This is a genomic window from Paenibacillus sp. GM1FR, from assembly GCF_002803315.1.
Classification (GTDB): Bacteria; Bacillota; Bacilli; order Paenibacillales; family Paenibacillaceae; genus Paenibacillus; species Paenibacillus amylolyticus.
In genome coordinates, this window is the sequence record NZ_MKZL01000059.1 from 64,804 (window position 1) to 84,183 (window position 19,380).

Below are 19,380 nucleotides of genomic sequence, written 5' to 3' on the forward strand. Positions count from 1 at the left end.
CATATTGAATAACACTGAGTTCTTTCCCGCTTCCCGTCTCTATATCCATATGACGCTGTCCCCGAAGTTAATCCGAAATTCGTTTCAACTATGTGCAGAATTTCTCCAAATTCTTATTTAAAATAAAAAAAAGACCTTCGGTTCGTTCCCCTTTCAGGTAACTTCCGAAGGTCTCTATCCTTGCAGATTTCCGTAATCTGCGTCATGACTCGCTCTTGTTCATCTCATCTTGCTCCTGCAAAGAGAACTATTCTGCTGGATTTTCTTCCGAATTCATGTCTTGAGGGACAGATTTCTTGTACACTCGAACCCGGGTAATTCGCAAGCGAGTCGATTCTTCCACTTCAAAAACGTACCCATTCAGCTCCTGCGTTTTCCCCTTGGATGGATTGCCCCCGAGCTCTTTAAACAACCATCCGCCGATTGTATCCACTTCTTCATCCTCAATGATGGCTCCGGTCCACTTATGAACTTCTTCAATAAGCGAACGACCATCAACGGAAAATGAATCTCCATTCCGTTCCATATGCGGACGCTCGTCCTCAAACTCGTCATACAAGTCTCCAACGATCTCTTCCAGAATTTCTTCCGCAGTTAACAATCCAGCTGTGCCACCATATTCATCCACAACCAGCGTCATCTGTGAATGTTTCTTCTGCATGAGACGCAGCACATGGCTGATTTCCATCGATTCAGGAACGTTTAAGATTGGACGGACAAGTGAAGCCAGATCATGTTGTTGCTCCGGTTTAGCCAGCAACAGATCGGTGATGTGTATAAATCCAATGATCTCATCCTTGTCTTCTACTGCTACGGGATACCGGGAATGTTTGGTTGCATTAATGATCTCCAGGTTCTCTTCCAAAGACATATGTGTGTACAGACAATCCATGTCTGTGCGAGGCAGCATCACTTCACGTGCCAACATATCGGAGAAATCAAAGATGTTGTCCATCAGTTTGATCTCATCTTTATCGATGACACCACTTTTGGCACTCTGCTTCATCAGAATACGAAGTTCATCTTCCGAGTGAGCTTCGCCTTCACTGGCAGGTTCGATACCCGCCAGACGCAGCAATGCATTGGCCGATACATTCAGTACCCAGATGAACGGGAAGAAGATTTTGTAGAACAACAGCAAGGGCGCAGATAAAAACAATGCCACTCCGTCTGTTTTTTGAATTGCCAACGATTTAGGTGCAAGCTCACCCAGCACAATATGCAGAAACGTAATGATACAAAAACCGATAATGACCGACACGGTCGAAATAAGCCCTGTATCTCCTACACCAAGTTTAAACATGAGTGGCTCAACGAGCAATTCGGAGATGGCCGGTTCTCCCAGCCACCCGAGTCCAAGCGATGTCAGCGTAATCCCGAACTGAGTTGCCGATAGATAGGAATCCAGTTTACTATTCACCTTCAGTGCATAACCAGCCATACGATTTCCTTCACTCTGCAATTGAGTTAAGCGTGTCTGCCTTACTTTCACAAGCGAAAATTCCGCTGCGACAAATACGCCATTCAAAAATACGAGCAAAAAGACACAGACCAGATTAAATACCAGCTGCCCAAGATGAAATTCGGTATGAATATCCAAGTTGAAACTCCCCTTTTCTATCTATTTCAGGAATACACCTGGAATATCAACGTGTGATTGCCTTTCTCGATTTGAAATCCACACCCTTGTAATACATATCTGCCACCAGCAGGTTTGGTCCGCAACAGGATGCGATATCACAATGGCAGTTTACCGTTTGATTCAACGGATGTTCAGCTGACCATTCATGGAACACATCATCCAGTTTACGATCACGAATGTTGCCAAACGCCGGGATGTCCGCAAAATCCGTCACATATACATTGCCCGTAAACATGTTGACGTTAACGCGGTTGCGTCCGTCCGGATCATTACGCACTGTCACATTTGGTTCGCTGTATAGTCGATTGATCAGTTCCCGATCCTGCTCTGCTGTACTGCACGCGAAGAATGGCAGAGTACCAAAGAGCATCCACATATCTTTGTCACGTGCATCAAGCAAACGATGAATCGCTGATCTCATATGGTCCAGTGATAACACGGGCAACGACGAAGCAAAGTTCGAATTATACATTGGATGCACTTCGTGACGAACACAGCCCATCTCACGAATCAATTGATGAATACCATCCAGCTTGTCGTGTGTACGGAAGTTAATCATGGACTCGGCAGAGATAAACATGCCTGCTTCACTTAATTTGCGGGAATTTTCAATCATTTTCTCATACATCTTCACCGCGACTTCACGTTTCACAGGTCTGCCACTATTCGCAAATCCGACTTGATGGAAATCGTCAGCATTCAGGTAGTTGAATGAGATATGCATAACGTCCAGATACGGCAAAAGTTGCTCATATCGGCTGATATCCAGCGTTAAGTTGGAATTGATTTGGGAACGGATTCCACGTTCCTTGGCATATTTGAGCAGCGGGATGATCATCTCATCCACTGTTTTCTGGCTAAAGCTTGGCTCGCCACCCGTCAGACTAATCGTCTGCAGATGCTCCACTTCATCCAATCGTTTCAGCATCAGCGGTAATGGAAGAGCCGGCGCTTCACGCATCGTAAGCATATCTCCTACGGCACAGTGCTCACACCGCATGTTGCACAGATGTGTCACAGTCATTTCTACACTGGTCAACACATGGCGTCCATATGTACGCAGAGAGCCAATCGGATCCCACGGATCATTCGTTGGAGATAAAGGCATCGGTTGTACCGATCCTGAGTTTAGCATGGTCATTGTTCTTCACCTTATTCCTTTTATTAACCTAAAAAGTTTTATTTACATCATACCTTGTGTTTCTCTTTTTGGAGTTATCTTTTATCATAGCACAATTTTGAATGCTCCGGCATACGTAGACCCTGTCCATTACATGACAAAAAACACTCAGGTAACTCCGGGCCGAATCACGAAACGGCCCCGATATTACGACATGAGCGCTAATCATTTCTAAGCTTGTTCAGCTTTCCAACCGTTCACTTTGGGCAGATGAAGGTGTATCCTCCAGACCCTCTACACCTGTGATCATCACAGACAGTGCTGTAGACAGGTTAATTTCGTAGGGCGAAGATAAGGTCTGGCCGTCGGCATCCTTGAGCACCCGGATAAGTGGACGTTGAGGAACACGTGGATGAATCGCTGCGACCACCCCAACCTCTCCCGTACTGAGCGTGACCGATAGACCCACGGGGTAGATCGCTACACAATCCCTGAATCTCTCCAGCATTCGTTGTTCATAAAGTGTTCCTGAGCCCGTATACAGCACCTCTACGGCCTGATGTGGCAGCAAGGCTTGCTTGTAGACTCGATTCGTTGTCATGGCATCATACGAATCAGCAAGAGCAATCCACTTGGCATACTCATGAATCTCTTTATCCTTCAGCCCAAAGGGATATCCGCTGCCATCAATTCGCTCATGGTGCTGCAATGCACAATGTGCAGATAGAAGCGGTATACCTGGTTCGTCTTTGAGAATACGATGTCCATATGTAGTGTGCTGCTGAATGATTTTAAATTCCTCGTCACTTAATCTGGAAGGCTTATGCAGAATTTCTGGTGCAATCTGTGTCTTGCCAATATCATGCAATAAGGCACCCAGACCAATCTCCATTAATTGCTGGCGTGTGTAACCCGAAGCGACACCAAGAACCAGTGTATACACACATACATTCAGCGAATGATTATACAGGTCAAAATCACTGGAGTTCATGTCCATCAGCATAATCATGGCTTCCTTCTGACTGCCGATGTCTTCCAGAATCGCATTCATCACACCACTAAGCGCTTTACCGAAATGAGGAATCCGATTTTTGGTTTTCAGTCCTGACATGCTCTGAAATTGCTGCTTGATCTCTACCAGTGCCTTCCTTCGGGTCTCTTCCTGCAACATTTCAGGAACAATGATGTCCTCTGTCGCAGCATCTTTAATATACACATAACCGACTCCGAGATCCTTAAGGCGTCCAATCAATCGACTGGTTAGCTCTACATCCTCACTAAGTAATACAAGGCCTTCTTCACTATAAATACGTTTCCCCAGCTTCATGCCAGGCTGCAATAAGTTTATATGTACTAAACGCACAGCCTATCCTCTCCCGCTCCGTAGATGTAATTACCACTAGCCGCCGCTTCAGCAGAAGGCAAGCACTTTAAATTTAGCTTTGATGCCAGCGGGCTCGCAGGCTGTCGTCCAGAGCCCCTGGTCGTTTTATTTCCGTTTCCAGCAAATCGCGTATGAATTCCGGAAGATGATAGAGCGTACGGGTTCCATGAGCAAGAGGAGGATACCCCACATTGAACGTAAACATGTCCAGTGTCCCAACGATATACTCACATTGTTCGTCCATAGGCTCCCCATTGATGGATATGGTCTGGATCTTCTCATAGGCTGGCGCATCTGGGTTGTATTGAACTTCCATTCCGTCCATACATAACGTGCCTAGAATATGACCACGAAAACCAAATCCCACAATGGGCTTACCTGAAAACTCGTCCAACAAGGACTGCTCAAGTGCTTCACGAATATGACTTCCACTCAAGCATATTGTACAAGCATTTATAGGAGATGGACATAGGGAATGCAACATTCCTTTTGTAATATTACCTTGTGGAAGATCTCCGAGAAGCTGACCTGCATTCACCAGAGACAGCTGTGCCCCCGTGAAATGACGAACAGCTTGTGCAAGCAAGGTAGCAAACGGGGATTCCCGGTCGTACGTGATGGGCAGCACCCGATCCGTTATCACTGCCGTCTGATTGAGTGTCCTTTCAGCCTCCGTACGATTCGTAGCGATTGCCAGCGCGACCTGATCATCCAGTAATATACTCTTGGCAGCCATACAACCGCTACTTACCAGTTGGAGAGGTTCTCCCACACTTGTTCGTTCCAGAACCACTTTCCCAAGCCATTGGCCAAATTTTCCAGCTGCACCCAGCACGGTCTGACCAATGACTAAGGGTTCTTCGAGAACATGATGGGTATGTCCACCGAGAATAACATCAATTCCCGTAATCTGCTCCGCCAGTCTCCGATCTGTCGAAAGCCCCAGATGAGAAAGAATAACCACCACATCTACTTCATCACGTAATGCTTCCACTTGAGCTCTTAATGACTCCACAGGGTCCAGAACATCCCACCCGAGCAATTCGTAAAACGTGGTAAAAGGGGCCGTTGCCCCCAGCAGACCAACGCGAAATGGACCTTTCTCCACAATTAGAGAAGGTTTCATCCACACTGGCGCAAGTCCAGTATCTTGCTCCACAACATTGCTGCATACCACAGGACACAGAAGTCCAGCGTAGGACTGTGAGAGCTGAGCTGGCGTAAAGGTTAGTCCTTCGTTGTTACCGATTGTAATGGCATCGTAGCCCGTCAGGTTAATAACATCAACATTAGCCGTACCCAGTGTTCCCTCTGTTTCAACGGCCATCCGGTCCATATGATCGCCGATATCCAATACAAGGAAGTTGCCACCTTGGTCACGTTCCTCATTGATCATAGCGGCGATGGTGCTCATGGAGCCGAAGTGGCTATGAATGTCGTTGGTGTGCAGAATCGTTAACTTTTGCTTCTCCCTGGTGCTCATCACACCGCCTCCCCTGCTCTTCAATAAACGTTCATTCTTCTAATGGATAAGCATAACATTTTCCGCGTCGTTATGATATATTTATAGGGTTTAGAGATCAAAAAGAGGTGAGTCATATCTATGAAATTGACAATTCAACTATTTGCAGGCATTGCAGAACGTTTAAATACATCCCTTCTGGAGTTTGAGTACATTGGAGATATTCCAACCGCTGCCGATTTAAAAGAAAAACTGAGTCTGGCCTACCCAGAGGCAGCTTCTCAGATAAGGACATCCTTTTTGGCAGTTAACCAGCAGTACGCTCCTGCCGATACTATACTTAGCTCAGAAGATGAACTTGCGTTGATCCCTCCCGTCTCTGGAGGCGATGGTACGGATATATCCGATGAACAGCTTCGCTCTACCGTTCCAGAGCATCGGACTGAAGATGGCTTATTTCTAATTACAGAATCCACTTTGTCCGTGGAAGCAACAACGGCGCTAGTGATTACCCCGAATCACGGGGCAGCTCTTACTTTTGTAGGTACAACTCGTGAAATGACCGGTGAACAGCGCACCGTTCATCTTGAATACGAGGCCTATGTGCCGATGGCTCTTTCTCAGATGGCAGCCATTGGTGTGGAAATCTCCGATCGCTGGCCTGGTGTGTTATGTGCAATCAGTCACCGAATCGGCAAAGTAGATGTGGCAGAGATTAGTGTAGTCATTGCTGTTTCCTCGCCTCATCGCAACGACTGTTATGATGCAAGCCGTTACGCCATAGAGAGACTGAAACAGACCGTTCCGATCTGGAAAAAGGAAATTTGGGAAGATGGATCTGAATGGAAGGGGCATCAATTAGGACCATGGAACCCCATGGAGAACTAAACAATGAGCCTTTACACCTTTTTAGACAGAGTGGGTTAATAGTAAATAAGTCGTTGTCAACCCATTTTTTTCTTGTTATTATAATTATATGTGTCGATATTAGTCGAGAAAAGGTGGTTTATACGTGAGAGTGCATGTTACTGATCTTAAACCGGGTGACCTGTTACAAAATGATGTATACAACAGTTCGGGTCTCCACATGCTGATGAAAGGTTCCACCCTCAGTGAAGATGACCTATCCAAACTGTTGCAACATGGAATCGAGTACGCAGATGTAGAACACACACCATCCGACCTACACTCTGATGCACAAACCTTACCTTCCGATCAAACCCGTCTGTTAACTAATTTGTTTAACGATACGATCAAAGGTACTGAATCTCTATTTCAACAAGCGATGGAGAAGGGTTTTATTGATGAGACACAGGTCGATGAGATTTTGTTTACCCTAACAGAACAGTTGGAAAAACAAAAAGATGTTGTCTCCTTGTTGCTTATGCTTGACGGGGATAGCGATTATACGTACAACCATTCATTGCAAGTCGGAATGCTCGCTTTTTATATCGCCGGCTGGATGGGTTACAACCCCGAGGAATGTCTAACTGTAGCCAAAGCAGGATATCTTCATGATATCGGCAAGTCCAAGATTCCTTCTGAGATTTTACATAAACCTGGTAAATTGACCACGGAAGAATTTGACGAAATGAAGAAACACACATTCTATGGGTACGATATCATTAAAGAATCCACGCAGGATGAAATTCTGGCAATGGTTGCACTTCAACATCATGAGCGCGAGGATGGAAGTGGTTATCCTCATGGACTGCGAGGAGACGAGATCCACCCATATGCCCGTATAACTGCTGTAGCAGACGTTTACAGCGCCATGACGACCAATCGGGTGTACCAGACCAAACAGGAACTGATCTCTGTTCTGTGTGAACTGTACAGCCTCAGCTTTGGTCAGTTAAATGCTGAAGCAACGCAGGAACTGATCAAGCACATGCTGCCTAATTTTATCGGTAAAAGGGTTCTGCTCACCACGGGTCAGACGGGACTCATTGTCATGAATAATCCTGCGGATTATTTCCGACCACTCGTTCAGACCTCTACGGCCTTTATCGATTTAGCGAAAGAAAGAGATATTGCTATCGTTGAGATTTATGTACAGTAACTGTTCATTGTACACAGCATGTATACGAAGAACCCCATAGTAACTGAAATAACCAACTCATAGGTTGGCATATGACAAAAGGGAAGCCGTAATCGGCTTCCCTTTTGTCTATTCCGATTCGATCATGTTGGAATTACACACAGAATGCTTTTGTGATGATAACCAACAGAATGAACAGTACCAAGATTGCACCAGTGTTTGTGAACATATTGTATCCGCCAACGCCGCCTACTCCGCCTACGTTGCCACCACAGCCATATCCTACTTCGCTCATGTGATTGCCTCCTCTTCATCAGGTATACCCTAACATATGACGTTTCCGTTGGAATGAACCGGGCGAACAGGCAACATTCGATAAATGGTTGTCTGTCTGCATCTACCTGAGTGGATCAGCCTTTTGTTACTCCCTGTTCTTTGTAGGGAACTATATGTCGGACTCCGAATGAACCTGGATGCCTTTTTCCTTGCGGTACATGATAACAAGTAATCTCCAAAATTCATAACTGCCTTTGTCATTCATAATAAACGGTCGATAATAATCAAATGCTTGCTGCGCCCATGCGGGACAATCCATATTGGAAAGTTGCTCCTGTTGCTGAATCCATCCCCCTTGAATCTCCAGCGTTTTCTGCATGGCTTCAAACATTTTCTTCTGCTCAGTAGTCATCGGCGGAGCCTCCTGTTCCTGAGATGCAGTTCCGTATTCGGCCTGTAGATACGCACCCGGTTCTGTCACACCATCTTCGCTGGCTGTATACCCGTACGATGGCGCACTTGTTTTACGAATCTCATAATGTACATGCGGGCCGGTACTCTGACCCGTGCTTCCCTGATTACCGATAAGCTGGCCTCGCTTCACCCGCTGCCCAACGGTTACGGCAATCCGCGAAAGGTGAGCATAACAATGCAAGTAGCCACGATGATCTTGAAGGGCAACTGTAAGCCCGTAACCGCCGAATCCGGAGCCTGTAACTCCTTCCGAAGCAAAACGTACCCTGCCTTCCATAAAGGCATAGACGGGGCCATTCCAAGGCTCTGTCACGAGATCAATTCCGCGGTGAAATGTCTGTCCACCATGAATAGGATGAATTCGATAGCCGAATGAACTTGTAATCCGATATCCCTCGAAAGGGTTCACGCTCATACACTCACATCCTTTTCTATCATTAAATGCTTAAATCTATGAAATGGCTTGTGCTATTGGTCTTATTTTATTCCACAAAAATACCGCTCAGAATATCATTAGGGAAACCTTATGGTCTCTCTCCAACGTATATTCCAAGCGGCGCTGTGCTAATATGAACACTCTATGAGATCTATATATTATTATTTCATTTTAACCACTGCTCACTTCTAATTCAGAGGTCTGTATATGACCCCTAGCTGATCCAATTCCTGTCCTGCTCTTCCATAAAATCCGGCAATGTACCACCCCGCTGGTGCCTCAAGTTTGATTTGATCCGAGGTCTTTTGTCCGCCTTCAACTTTATTTCCAAGATTAGTGGTCAACTCCACGTAAAAGATCCGTTTATCTCCATTACGTGTCCCCTGACCAATTGTTGCCTCGGTTAAGTACTCTCCGTCTGCCAAGTTCAGTGTGGCAATGTTGGATTGACCACCATGTACTAGGTTCGTTCCATCCCTGTACAGCGTTGAAATGCCGTCTACACGATTTCCTGAATTAAGCACCACTGAGCTAGGTCTGGCATCGGGAATCTGATTCAGATCATTAAACCCAGTTCCTCCGGATCCTCCGATTGTTGAACTTAGTTGGTACTGAGAAGATGTGCTGTATACAAATTCCGCTGTAATCGGATAATGATCGGAGAGTTGCTTCCCACTCGGGTCAACAAACGTTTGATTTTCTAACCGATAGCTCTGTGCATTAAGGGACAACGCTTTACTTCCGCGATACAAAATTTTGTCGACAATTTCATAGTTAGGTCCATTTAAATTGGTTGCATCCATAAGTGCTTCTCCATCAGCAGGAATACTCCCACCTCGAATCAAATCGATCCACGGATCGCTTAAACCATTCTCAGACATGAGCAACTCTATATTGTCAGCAGCACGGGTGTACCGTGTATTGGTATCCCCAAATACGATAACTGCGTTCCCGTCCGAGTGCTCCTTTATGTAATTGGAGAGTCGCTTGCCACTCCGATAACAGAATAACCTTCTGATCACTGTTATCCCCAGATTTTTTGAATAAAAATACCCCCTGGAGAGACTTTTTAAAAAGTCTGCTCTAGAGGGTATTCGATCACATAAAACGATATCTACCGCTTAACATCAGCAACTAGCTTCAGCTTTACGGCTTCGAAAGGCGCTGCATTGGATTAACCAATGGAGCCCTCCATTTCGAATTTGATCAATCTATTCATCTCAACGGCGTATTCCATTGGCAATTCCTTCGTGAATGGCTCAATGAAGCCCATGATAATCATCTGTGTTGCTTCTGCATCAGTCAGACCACGGCTCATCAGGTAGAAGAGTTGATCCTCAGACACTTTGGATACTGTAGCTTCATGCTCCAGCATGATGTTATCATTCATGATTTCATTGTAAGGAATTGTATCTGATGTGGACTCATTATCGAGAATGAGTGTGTCACACTTGATGTTGGATTTCGCGCCCTCAGCTTGACGTCCAAAGGAAGCCAAACCACGGTACGTTACTTTACCACCATGTTTACTGATGGACTTGGATACAATCGTAGATGTTGTATCCGGAGCCAAGTGGATCATTTTCGCACCTGCATCCTGATGCTGGTTTTTACCAGCTACAGCGATGGAGAGTACGGAACCTTTAGCTCCACGGCCTTTCAGTACAACCGCTGGATATTTCATCGTCAGTTTGGAACCGATGTTACCATCGACCCATTCCATCGTTGCATTTTCTTCTGCAACCGCACGTTTTGTAACGAGGTTGTAGATATTTGGTGCCCAGTTTTGAATCGTTGTGTAACGAACACGAGCATTTTTCTTACAGATGATCTCAACAACCGCACTGTGCAGTGAGTTCGTGCTGTAGATTGGAGCTGTACATCCCTCTACATAGTGAACGAAGCTATCTTCGTCCGCAATGATGAGTGTACGCTCGAATTGTCCCATATTCTCGGAGTTAATCCGGAAGTAGGCTTGCAGAGGTACTTCACATTTAACGCCCTTAGGCACGTAGATAAAGCTTCCTCCGGACCATACCGCACTATTCAATGCAGCAAATTTGTTATCTGCTGGTGGAATAACCGTTGCAAAATATTCACGCAGGATTTCCGGATGCTCTCTAAGAGCCGTATCCGTATCCATGAAGATTACACCTTGGTCTTCCAATTCCTTTTGCATGTTGTGGTATACAACCTCGGACTCATACTGAGCCGATACACCTGCAAGGAACTTTTGTTCTGCTTCAGGGATACCCAATTTATCAAAGGTTTCCTTGATTTCGGAAGGAACTTCCTCCCATGTTTTACCTTGTTTCTCCGAAGCACGCACATAATACTGAATTTCATTGAAATCCAATCCGTCTAGATCTCCGCCCCATTTTGGCATTGGCATCTTTTCGAATTGTTTCAGGGATTTCAAACGGAATTCCAACATCCATTCCGGTTCATTCTTAATCTTGGAAATTTCGGTAACCACTTCTGCAGTCAGACCTTTACCGGTTTGAAAGATGGATTTGTGCTCGTCGCGAAAACCATATTTGTACTCTTCCATTTCTGGTGCTTTTTTAGCCATCTTGCTCTACCTCCCTATCGTTATTGTACTTTGTTCTCTTCGTCAATCCCTTTGCGTAATGCATTCCAGGCCAGAGTGGCACATTTGATGCGTGCAGGGAACTTGTTCACACCGGATAGGGCTTCGAGATCTTCATAATCGTCGAAATCGACTTCTTCACCTTTCATCAGTGAGGAAAAACGGTTAGCGATATCGAGTGCTTGTTCCATCGTTTTGCCTTTGACGGCCTCTGTCATCATCGATGCAGAGGACATGCTGATGGAGCAACCTTCACCCGTATATTTGGCTTCCTGGACGATTCCGTCTTTCAGCAAAATTTGCAGTGAAATCCGGTCGCCGCACGTTGGATTGTTCAAATTCACCGTGACAGCGTCATTATCAAATGTTCCGCGGTTACGCGGGTTTTTGTAGTGGTCCATTATAACACGTCTGTACAGATCATCAAGTTGCATCGCCAAAATACTCCTTTGTCTGAATTAAGGCGCTGACAAGCCGATCTACATCTTGTTCGTTATTGTATAGATAGAAGCTGGCACGAGCTGTTGAGCTAACTTCAAGCCAGCGCATTAGCGGTTGACAGCAATGGTGTCCGGCACGAATGGCTACGCCACTCGCATCCAGCACGGTTGCCACATCATGCGGATGAACATCCCCCAGATTAAAGGTAACAACACCCACATGCCGCTTGGCTGGGCCATAGATGGTTAACCCATCGATCTCGGCCAGTCGTTCTGTTGCATAAGCTGCCAGCACACTTTCATGATGTGCGATCTCATCCATACCAATCTGCTCCAGAAAATCAATGGCAGCTCCCAACCCTACCGCACCTGCGATAATCGGGGTTCCACCTTCGAACTTCCAGGGAAGCTCTTTCCAGTTGGATTCGTACAGACCCACATCATCAATCATTTCACCACCGAACTCAATGGGTTCCATGGACTCCAGCAGCGCCTTTTTGCCGTAGAGTGCACCGATTCCGGTTGGTCCGCACATTTTATGACCGGATAATGCATAGAAATCACAGTCCAGATCCTGAACGTCCACCTTCATGTGAGGTGTGCTTTGTGCGCCATCAACAACGATGACAGCACCATTGCGGTGTGCAATTTCAGCAATTTGTTTCACAGGATGGATCAGACCCATAACATTGGATACATAAGCGATTGCTACAATTTTAGTATTGTTCGTAATCGTCTTCTCAACATCAGCCAATTCAATATGACCGTCAGGCTGAAGCGGAATGTATTTCAATGTTGCACCTGTCTCCTTGGCAACCTGCTGCCAAGGAATCAGATTACTATGGTGCTCCATTTGCGTGATAACAATTTCATCGCCTTCTTTGCAATTGGCGCGGGCGTACGATGAAGCCACCAGATTGAGGGCTGTCGTTGTCCCGCGAGTAAAGATAATCTCCTGTGTACTGCGGGCATTGATAAACTTGGCTACCTTCTCCCGTGCGCCTTCGTAAGCGTCCGTTGCACGGCTTCCAAGGGTATGAACACCACGGTGTACGTTGGAGTTCTCATACTCATAATAATGTTTGACTGCTTCGATCACAGCATGAGGCTTCTGTGAAGTTGCAGCACTATCTAAATATACGAGCGGGTGTCCGTTAATTTCCTGGTGGAGGATCGGGAACTGCTCGCGAATGGACGGGTTCATTGTCCCAGCTTCTTCTCAATCAGGGACTGCAATTGGGTGCGCAGTGCTTCCAGAGGAATATCCGCCACCACCGGAGCCAGGAAGCCATAGATGATCAGGCGTTCGGCGTCCGTACGGTTAATTCCGCGCGACATCAAGTAATGAATCTGCTCGGCATTGACTTGACCAACAGAAGCCGCGTGACCTGCTGTTACATCATCCTCGTCAATAAGAAGAATTGGGTTGGCGTCTCCACGTGCTTTAGGGCTCAGCATCAACACTTTCTCTGTCTGCTGTCCATCAGCTTTGGTAGCGCCTTTCTCAATCTTCGTGATGCCGTTGATGATTGCAGAAGCTTCTTCACGCATAACTGCACGTGTAATCATCTGGCTTGGCGTATTCTTACCGAAGTGACGAGCTTCTGTGGTGTAGTTGATTTTCTGCGAACCGGAACCTACAGCGATGACTTTGGAATCAGAACTTGATCCATTGCCTTTCAGCACGGTCATCGTGTTGCTCGCTGTGTCGCCATTGTTCATTTCGCCTACAATCCACTCGATGGAAGCATCATTCTCCAACACTGCACGACGGAATGAAACATCAGTTACATTCACACTCAGTTGATGAACCGATGCGAAACGTACTTTAGCACCGGATTTTGCGAATACTTCCACAACTCCATTATGGAAAACAGGTGCGGACAATTCGCCAGATACATAGTTATCAACATAAGTTACTGAACTGTTTGCTTCTGCAACTACAAGCACGTGAGGTGCAAACGTTGCAGATGCGTCGTCCGTAAGCAACACTGCTTGCAGTGGTACTTCGATTTCGACATTTTTCGGAACATACAGGAAGACCCCGCCATTCCAAAGTGCCGCATGTAATGCAGCGAGGGAATGCTCATCCGCTTTCACTGCTGTGTTCAGATATTGTTTTACCAGATCGCCATGTTCGCGAACCGCTGTAGCCAGATCCGTGAAGATAACTCCTTTTGCTGCCAAATCAGCAGACACCTTGGAGTATACCGTACCGGAATTGCGCTGGATAACCAGACTGCCCTCAGCTTGATCCTGAACCAGATCTTTGATAGAAGCAGGTACTTCTGTCAAAGAAGAAATAGCTTCACTTGTTTTATATGTTCCGTACTCGCTGACATTCCAGCGTTCGATTTTTTGTTTTTCCAGTTTAGGAAGCGCAAGCCCGCTCGCAAGCTTTAAAGCTTCGAGCCGCTGTTCGGTCAACCAGCCGGGTTCATTGTTGCTTTCCGACAAGGCGCGAAGCGCTTCAGATTCAACCGGAAGAATTGTTTGTGTAGTCATTAATTAATCCTCCTCCGTTTTGTCTTTACGCTTCTTGGCCTACAGTTTCGTCTGTAATTCCCAGCTCTGCCTTTACCCAGTCATACCCTTCCGCTTCCAGACGGTGAGCCAATTCAGGTCCGCCGGATTTCACGATACGACCTTGCATCATTACGTGAACATAGTCAGGCGTAATGTAGTTCAACAGACGTTGGTAGTGAGTGATGATCAGGAAGCCACGGTCTTCGCTCTTCATAGCGTTCACACCGTCAGCCACGATTTTCAAAGCATCGATGTCCAGACCGGAGTCAATTTCATCAAGTACTACGATTTTCGGATCAAGCAGCATCATTTGCAGAATCTCGTTACGTTTTTTCTCACCACCGGAGAAACCTTCATTCAGGTAACGGTGAGCGAACTCAGGGTTCATGTCAAGTTCTTTCATTTTACCTTCCATTTGACGAATGAACTTGATCAGAGAGATCTCGTTACCTTCGCCACGACGTGCGTTAATTGCACTACGCAAGAAGTCGGAGTTCGTAACACCTGCAATTTCACTTGGGTATTGCATAGCCAGGAAGAGACCTGCACGTGCGCGCTCATCTACAGCCATATCCAATACATCTTCACCATCAAGTGTAATTTTACCGTCTGTTACTTCATATTTAGGGTGACCCATCAATGCAGAAGCCAGAGTGGATTTACCTGTTCCGTTTGGTCCCATGATTGCGTGGATTTCTCCACCTTTCATTTCCAGGTTGATGCCTTTCAGGATTTCCTTACCTTCGATCGTCGCTTTCAGACCTTCAATGACGAAATTCGTAGCCATGTGTATTGTTTCCCTCCATTGATTAAATTGATGTTAGTTGTCGAAAACGAAAAAGCGCCTATTATATCTGAACAGGGCTTCCCCTGAATTTCTCCTGTACTCGATTCTTAAAGCAAGAACACTTTAGAATAATTCTAAACTGATTCTCAATGATAATCAAGTCATTTCCTAAGAACCTTTGTCCATTGCATGAAACCTTATTCTTTCTGATTCTATAGTAAAAGACAAATTGAATCAAATCAGAAAACATCTTAAGCACAAATGCACAGTGAGAAAAATCACAGCAATTCAAGCTTTTATGTCATCTGCTGTACACTAATCTAAAAAAAGGACTCATCCATATTATGGACAAGTCCCTCCGTTAAATAACGTTACCATTTACAATTTGAGCATCTCGTTAATCTTCTGTACCTGTTCGTCAAAATCCGCAACGTCCACCACCGGCGTCATTTCGCGCGGCACCGGACCATTCGGAATAGAAATCCATGAACGGCAACCATTATATTCAGGCAGTACGGGGATTTCCATCGGTTCTTTCAAAAGGTACACACGTAAAATCAATACATGGAGCGGATCTTTCCGTTTCCATTTCAAACGGTCTTCGGCAAAATCCGCTGTCCACATATGAAAGTCAAGAAGTCGATCCAGCATCTCCTGATCTCGTATCTCCAGATCCTGCGTTACTTCGGCATATGCAGTAATACGGATTGTCGAAGCTTCGGGCACCCATTCGGCCAGTGATTCTTCAACATAGGATTGATCCGAGGACTTAATCAGTTCTTTACGCTGATGTTCATAAGTCGGATACAGGTAAAACGCCGGACTTTTCAGCTCAAAATGTTGGGTTTCCTCTACAATCCCACCTTTGCGCATCACCATAATCTGGCGACCCGTTTCCAGCGCTTTGATTGCAGAAGCCCATTCTTTTAAAGCCGGTATCTTTGGTTCTAACATAAGCGGTCCCCTCCCCTATCGTTCTTGTCAGCAGTATAGACGCTCAGGGCGTTTCTGACAACATGATCCGGGCTCAGAAAGCTTACGTAAGAGACCATTTGTATTAGGCGAAATCTTGGCTATATTAACCCAGGAAAGAGCGAAGCATCCACATGTGTTTCTCCAGGTCAGCCTTAAAGCCTGTCAGCATATCGGATGTTGGTTGATCTTCAGCTGCATCTGCAACTTCGATACCTTCCTGATATTCATTCGAAAGTGTAGCGAAGTCCTCGATAAGGTTTTGCACCATTGTTTTTGCGTCTTCTCCGCCTGCTGCTTCCTGGATAGAGGAAAGCTCCAAATACTCTTTCATTGTAGCCGCCGGGCTACCTTTCAGCGTAAGGATACGCTCTGCGATTTCATCCATTTGTACTGTAACTTCGTTGTAGAACTCTTCGAATTTCACATGCAACGTGAAGAAGTTAGGTCCTTTAACGTACCAGTGATAGTTATGGATTTTAACATACAATACGTTCAGGTTAGCTACCTGACGATTAAGTACTTGTTCCACCGATTTTGCTTGATCTGTTTTGTTTTTTGTAGCCATATTAATCCCATCCTTTATTTAAAATTAGTCTGTCATGCCATGATAAGCAGGTTGTCCCGCAATACATAACAGAGAGTTAATAATGTGTCACCACATGTAGTGGAGAGGCTTGTTAACGGCGTTTCTCTCAACCGTCCGGCCTATTTGTTTTTACCCTTGAACCGGAAGTTCGAATCAGGATCGACTTGACTTGTCTCAAAAAAAAGTTCAAAAACCGCGTTATTTCCGATATACTGACATATACCAAGCAAAGAAGTGGGTTTTCCTGTTTCTTCATATATATGGAGGTGGCACCTTTGTCCCAATATCGCCCGTTTACCCCCCAGGATGCAATTGAACTGGCCAAAACATTACCGGGTCCATTTGCGGCAGATGCAAATCTGGATTGTCACGAGATCGGCGATGGCAATCTGAATTTGGTATTCCACATCACGGATCAGAACTCCGATAAAAGTATCATTATCAAACAGGCGCTTCCTTATGCGAAAGTGGTTGGAGAATCATGGCCGCTCTCTCTGGTACGTGCCCGCATTGAACGTGAGATTCTTCAGGAAGAGTACCGTCTGTGTCCAGGGATGGTACCCGAAGTGTATCATTACGATGATGACCTTGCGTTAACGGTTATGGAAGATCTGAGTGATCATGTGATCATGCGCAAAGGCCTGATCGAAGGTGTTTCCTATCCTCTTTTTGCACAGCATATCGGGGAATTCCTGGCAAGAACGCTGTTCTTCACATCCGACTTGGGCATGGATCAGCAATTGAAGAAGGAACAACAGGGCAGATTCATTAATCCGGACCAATGCAAAATAACGGAGGATCTGATCTTTGATGAACCCTACCGGATCGCTGAGAAAAATAATTATGATGTTTCCATTGAGGACGAGGCTGAAGCCCTTCGTACAGATGGAAAGCTTCACCTTGAAGTGGCCTTGCTGCGGGAAAAATTCCTAACACATGGGCAGGCATTGCTTCATGGAGATCTGCATACAGGCAGTATTTTTGTTACACCTGAATCAACCAAGGTCATCGATCCCGAATTTGCATATTACGGCCCCATGGGATTTGATGTCGGTGCAGTCCTTGCGAACCTGCTCTTGAATTACGCCTCCCTGCCAGGATGGATTCAGGATGAGACTGCTTTGCGTGAACGTGAGACGCTTTTGCTGAATATGGTTCGTGATGTATGGACTGAATTCGAATCTCGTTTACGTGCCCTCTGGGTTAATGACCTCGTTGATCCAATGGCAAAAACGCCAGGCTATCAGGATCTGTATGTGCAACAATTGTTCAGAGATTCGATCGGCTTTGCAGGTGCCAAAATGGTTCGTCGTATCGTGGGACTCGCTCACGTGGCGGATATAGATACGATTCCAAATGCAACTGAACGTGAACATGCTCAGCGTAAAGCGTTGTCTATTGGTAAAGCATTGATCAAGAACAATCGTTGCTTGAATACCATCGGCGAAGTACTGGATATTGTATCCACAGCTGTTACTACTACTAAGGTTTAACATAAGGAACGGAGGAACCATCCATGACAACCCCTGAATATCAGCCTCTGTCCTCTCTCATCTGGAAAAAGGACAAGCTTGAAATGCTTGACCAGCGTCTGCTGCCCGAAACGATCCTCATGTTGAAATTGTATACACCCGAGGAAGTATGGGAATCCATCCACTCCATGAAAGTGCGCGGTGCTCCGGCGATTGGTATTGCTGCTGCGTTTGGTGTTGTATTGGGTGCCAAATCATATGACGGAACAACTGTTCAAGGTTGGTTGGACCACGTAAAATCCATATGTGCTCATCTGGCTACTTCCCGTCCTACAGCGGTGAACCTGTTCTGGGCACTCGATCGCATGATGCAAAAAGCAAATGAGATCGTTGAATCCGGCCTGAGCCTGGATGAGGGCAATGATGCTCTTGAAGTAGAAGCTCTGTTGATTCAGAAAGAAGACGAAGAAGTATGCCGCATGATCGGCGAGAATGCACTGCCTTTATTCGAAGATGGTATGGGTGTACTCACTCACTGCAACGCAGGCGGACTAGCCACGGCGAAATACGGTACGGCAACTGCTCCAATGTATCTCGCACAGGAACGTGGCATTCACCTGAAAGTATTTGCAGACGAAACTCGTCCTGTACTTCAGGGTGCACGCCTGACTGCATTTGAGTTACAGCAAGCCGGCATTGACGTTACGCTGCTCTGTGATAACATGGCAGGCATGGTCATGTCCAAAGGCTGGATTCAAGCCGTTATCGTCGGAACAGATCGTGTTGCTGCCAATGGCGATGTAGCTAACAAAATCGGAACCTACAGTGTGGCCGTGCTTGCCAAGGCTCACAATATTCCGTTCTATGTAGCCAGCCCATTGTCGACTATCGACTTGTCCACTCCATCCGGGGACCTGATTCCGATTGAAGAACGCGCTGCGGAAGAAGTGACCGAAGGATTTGGTAAACGTACAGCACCGCAAGGTGTTAAAGTATACAACCCAGCATTTGACGTAACGCCTAACGAATATGTAACAGCTATTATCACGGAAAAAGGTGTTGTTCGCGCACCTTTCCAAGAAAATCTGGCTGCCTTGTTCGCGAAGGAAGAAGCTTAATTTAATAGAAAGCGTTCGTGTGTATAGAGGTGGAAGTTACGATGTGCCAGG

At 45.9% G+C, this 19,380-nt stretch carries 18 protein-coding genes; 4 read left to right on the forward strand and 14 right to left on the reverse strand.

Annotated features, from left to right (window positions below; all coding sequences use genetic code 11):
- Window positions 1-247 precede the first annotated feature (247 nt).
- The 4 genes from PAEAM_RS26380 to PAEAM_RS26395 form a co-directional block, all read right to left on the reverse strand.
- Complete coding sequence (locus PAEAM_RS26380; protein WP_100529467.1) at window positions 248-1,600, reverse strand: hemolysin family protein; 1,353 nt, start codon at window positions 1,598-1,600, stop codon at window positions 248-250.
- Window positions 1,601-1,646: 46 nt separating this feature from the next.
- The gene (gene yfkAB, locus PAEAM_RS26385; RefSeq protein WP_100529468.1) at window positions 1,647-2,783 is read right to left on the reverse strand and encodes a radical SAM/CxCxxxxC motif protein YfkAB; all 1,137 of its coding nucleotides are present in this window, start codon (window positions 2,781-2,783) and stop codon (window positions 1,647-1,649) included.
- Between the two features lie 220 nt (window positions 2,784-3,003).
- Window positions 3,004-4,125, reverse strand: coding sequence for an HD-GYP domain-containing protein (locus PAEAM_RS26390; RefSeq protein WP_036609917.1), 1,122 nt, complete (start codon window positions 4,123-4,125; stop codon window positions 3,004-3,006).
- A gap of 73 nt (window positions 4,126-4,198) precedes the next feature.
- Window positions 4,199-5,629, reverse strand: coding sequence for a bifunctional metallophosphatase/5'-nucleotidase (locus tag PAEAM_RS26395; protein ID WP_100529469.1), 1,431 nt, complete (start codon window positions 5,627-5,629; stop codon window positions 4,199-4,201).
- Between the two features lie 120 nt (window positions 5,630-5,749).
- On the opposite strand from PAEAM_RS26395, the gene PAEAM_RS26400 reads away from it, so the two are divergent.
- Together PAEAM_RS26400 and PAEAM_RS26405 are read left to right on the forward strand one after the other, a co-directional pair.
- Entirely contained in the window at window positions 5,750-6,496 is a 747-nt protein-coding gene (locus PAEAM_RS26400; RefSeq protein ID WP_036609923.1) for a molybdenum cofactor biosynthesis protein, read from the forward strand.
- 124 nt (window positions 6,497-6,620) lie between these two features.
- Window positions 6,621-7,670 carry an HD-GYP domain-containing protein gene (locus tag PAEAM_RS26405; protein WP_036609925.1) on the forward strand — a complete coding sequence of 350 codons (1,050 nt, stop codon included), beginning with the start codon at window positions 6,621-6,623 and terminating at the stop codon, window positions 7,668-7,670.
- 133 nt (window positions 7,671-7,803) lie between these two features.
- Here PAEAM_RS26405 and PAEAM_RS32000 read toward each other — a convergent pair whose 3' ends face one another.
- The 10 genes from PAEAM_RS32000 to PAEAM_RS26450 form a co-directional block, all read right to left on the reverse strand.
- Window positions 7,804-7,944 (reverse strand): hypothetical protein, encoded by a 141-nt coding sequence (locus tag PAEAM_RS32000; protein WP_017689533.1) that lies wholly within the window; start codon window positions 7,942-7,944, stop codon window positions 7,804-7,806.
- Window positions 7,945-8,094: 150 nt separating this feature from the next.
- A complete protein-coding gene (locus PAEAM_RS26410) occupies window positions 8,095-8,814 on the reverse strand; it encodes a M23 family metallopeptidase (protein ID WP_100529470.1) in 720 nt (239 codons plus the stop codon).
- A 209-nt stretch (window positions 8,815-9,023) separates the two neighbouring features.
- Window positions 9,024-9,857 (reverse strand): jacalin-like lectin, encoded by an 834-nt coding sequence (locus tag PAEAM_RS26415; RefSeq protein WP_243391470.1) that lies wholly within the window; start codon window positions 9,855-9,857, stop codon window positions 9,024-9,026.
- A 152-nt stretch (window positions 9,858-10,009) separates the two neighbouring features.
- On the reverse strand, window positions 10,010-11,407 hold the full coding sequence (sufB, locus tag PAEAM_RS26420; protein WP_036669904.1) for a Fe-S cluster assembly protein SufB: 1,398 nt from the start codon (window positions 11,405-11,407) through the stop codon (window positions 10,010-10,012).
- Between the two features lie 20 nt (window positions 11,408-11,427).
- Window positions 11,428-11,859: a Fe-S cluster assembly sulfur transfer protein SufU gene (gene sufU / locus PAEAM_RS26425; RefSeq protein WP_017689537.1), complete on the reverse strand. Its 432-nt coding sequence runs from the start codon at window positions 11,857-11,859 to the stop codon at window positions 11,428-11,430.
- Entirely contained in the window at window positions 11,849-13,069 is a 1,221-nt protein-coding gene (locus PAEAM_RS26430; RefSeq protein ID WP_047842300.1) for a cysteine desulfurase, read from the reverse strand. Before PAEAM_RS26430 ends, sufU begins: the two co-directional genes overlap by 11 nt.
- Complete coding sequence (gene sufD / locus PAEAM_RS26435; protein ID WP_036609929.1) at window positions 13,066-14,370, reverse strand: Fe-S cluster assembly protein SufD; 1,305 nt, start codon at window positions 14,368-14,370, stop codon at window positions 13,066-13,068. Before sufD ends, PAEAM_RS26430 begins: the two co-directional genes overlap by 4 nt.
- 25 nt (window positions 14,371-14,395) lie before the next feature.
- On the reverse strand, window positions 14,396-15,178 hold the full coding sequence (gene sufC, locus PAEAM_RS26440) for a Fe-S cluster assembly ATPase SufC (RefSeq protein ID WP_036609931.1): 783 nt from the start codon (window positions 15,176-15,178) through the stop codon (window positions 14,396-14,398).
- 378 nt (window positions 15,179-15,556) lie between these two features.
- Window positions 15,557-16,132 (reverse strand): DUF1802 family protein, encoded by a 576-nt coding sequence (locus PAEAM_RS26445; protein ID WP_100529471.1) that lies wholly within the window; start codon window positions 16,130-16,132, stop codon window positions 15,557-15,559.
- Between the two features lie 124 nt (window positions 16,133-16,256).
- A complete protein-coding gene (locus PAEAM_RS26450; protein ID WP_017689542.1) occupies window positions 16,257-16,718 on the reverse strand; it encodes a Dps family protein in 462 nt (153 codons plus the stop codon).
- Between the two features lie 296 nt (window positions 16,719-17,014).
- Here PAEAM_RS26450 and mtnK point away from each other — a divergent pair, with 296 nt between their 5' ends.
- Complete coding sequence (gene mtnK / locus PAEAM_RS26455) at window positions 17,015-18,232, forward strand: S-methyl-5-thioribose kinase (protein ID WP_207765605.1); 1,218 nt, start codon at window positions 17,015-17,017, stop codon at window positions 18,230-18,232.
- 23 nt (window positions 18,233-18,255) lie between these two features.
- Window positions 18,256-19,329 carry an S-methyl-5-thioribose-1-phosphate isomerase gene (mtnA, locus tag PAEAM_RS26460; protein ID WP_100529473.1) on the forward strand — a complete coding sequence of 358 codons (1,074 nt, stop codon included), beginning with the start codon at window positions 18,256-18,258 and terminating at the stop codon, window positions 19,327-19,329.
- Window positions 19,330-19,380: the final 51 nt, after the last annotated feature.

Bases quoted from the DNA above. Each gene is read 5' to 3' on its own strand.
- PAEAM_RS26450 (WP_017689542.1), bottom strand. From the start codon at position 16,718: ATGGCTACAAAAAACAAAACAGATCAAGCAAAATCGGTGGAACAAGTA.
- PAEAM_RS26445 (WP_100529471.1), bottom strand. From the start codon at position 16,132: ATGTTAGAACCAAAGATACCGGCTTTAAAAGAATGGGCTTCTGCAATC.
- PAEAM_RS26395 (WP_100529469.1), bottom strand. From the start codon at position 5,629: ATGAGCACCAGGGAGAAGCAAAAGTTAACGATTCTGCACACCAACGAC.
- mtnA (WP_100529473.1), top strand. From the start codon at position 18,256: ATGACAACCCCTGAATATCAGCCTCTGTCCTCTCTCATCTGGAAAAAG.
- yfkAB (WP_100529468.1), bottom strand. From the start codon at position 2,783: ATGACCATGCTAAACTCAGGATCGGTACAACCGATGCCTTTATCTCCA.
- sufD (WP_036609929.1), bottom strand. From the start codon at position 14,370: ATGACTACACAAACAATTCTTCCGGTTGAATCTGAAGCGCTTCGCGCC.
- PAEAM_RS26400 (WP_036609923.1), top strand. From the start codon at position 5,750: ATGAAATTGACAATTCAACTATTTGCAGGCATTGCAGAACGTTTAAAT.
- PAEAM_RS26430 (WP_047842300.1), bottom strand. From the start codon at position 13,069: ATGAACCCGTCCATTCGCGAGCAGTTCCCGATCCTCCACCAGGAAATT.
- PAEAM_RS32000 (WP_017689533.1), bottom strand. From the start codon at position 7,944: ATGAGCGAAGTAGGATATGGCTGTGGTGGCAACGTAGGCGGAGTAGGC.
- sufB (WP_036669904.1), bottom strand. From the start codon at position 11,407: ATGGCTAAAAAAGCACCAGAAATGGAAGAGTACAAATATGGTTTTCGC.
- PAEAM_RS26410 (WP_100529470.1), bottom strand. From the start codon at position 8,814: ATGAGCGTGAACCCTTTCGAGGGATATCGGATTACAAGTTCATTCGGC.
- sufC (WP_036609931.1), bottom strand. From the start codon at position 15,178: ATGGCTACGAATTTCGTCATTGAAGGTCTGAAAGCGACGATCGAAGGT.
- sufU (WP_017689537.1), bottom strand. From the start codon at position 11,859: ATGCAACTTGATGATCTGTACAGACGTGTTATAATGGACCACTACAAA.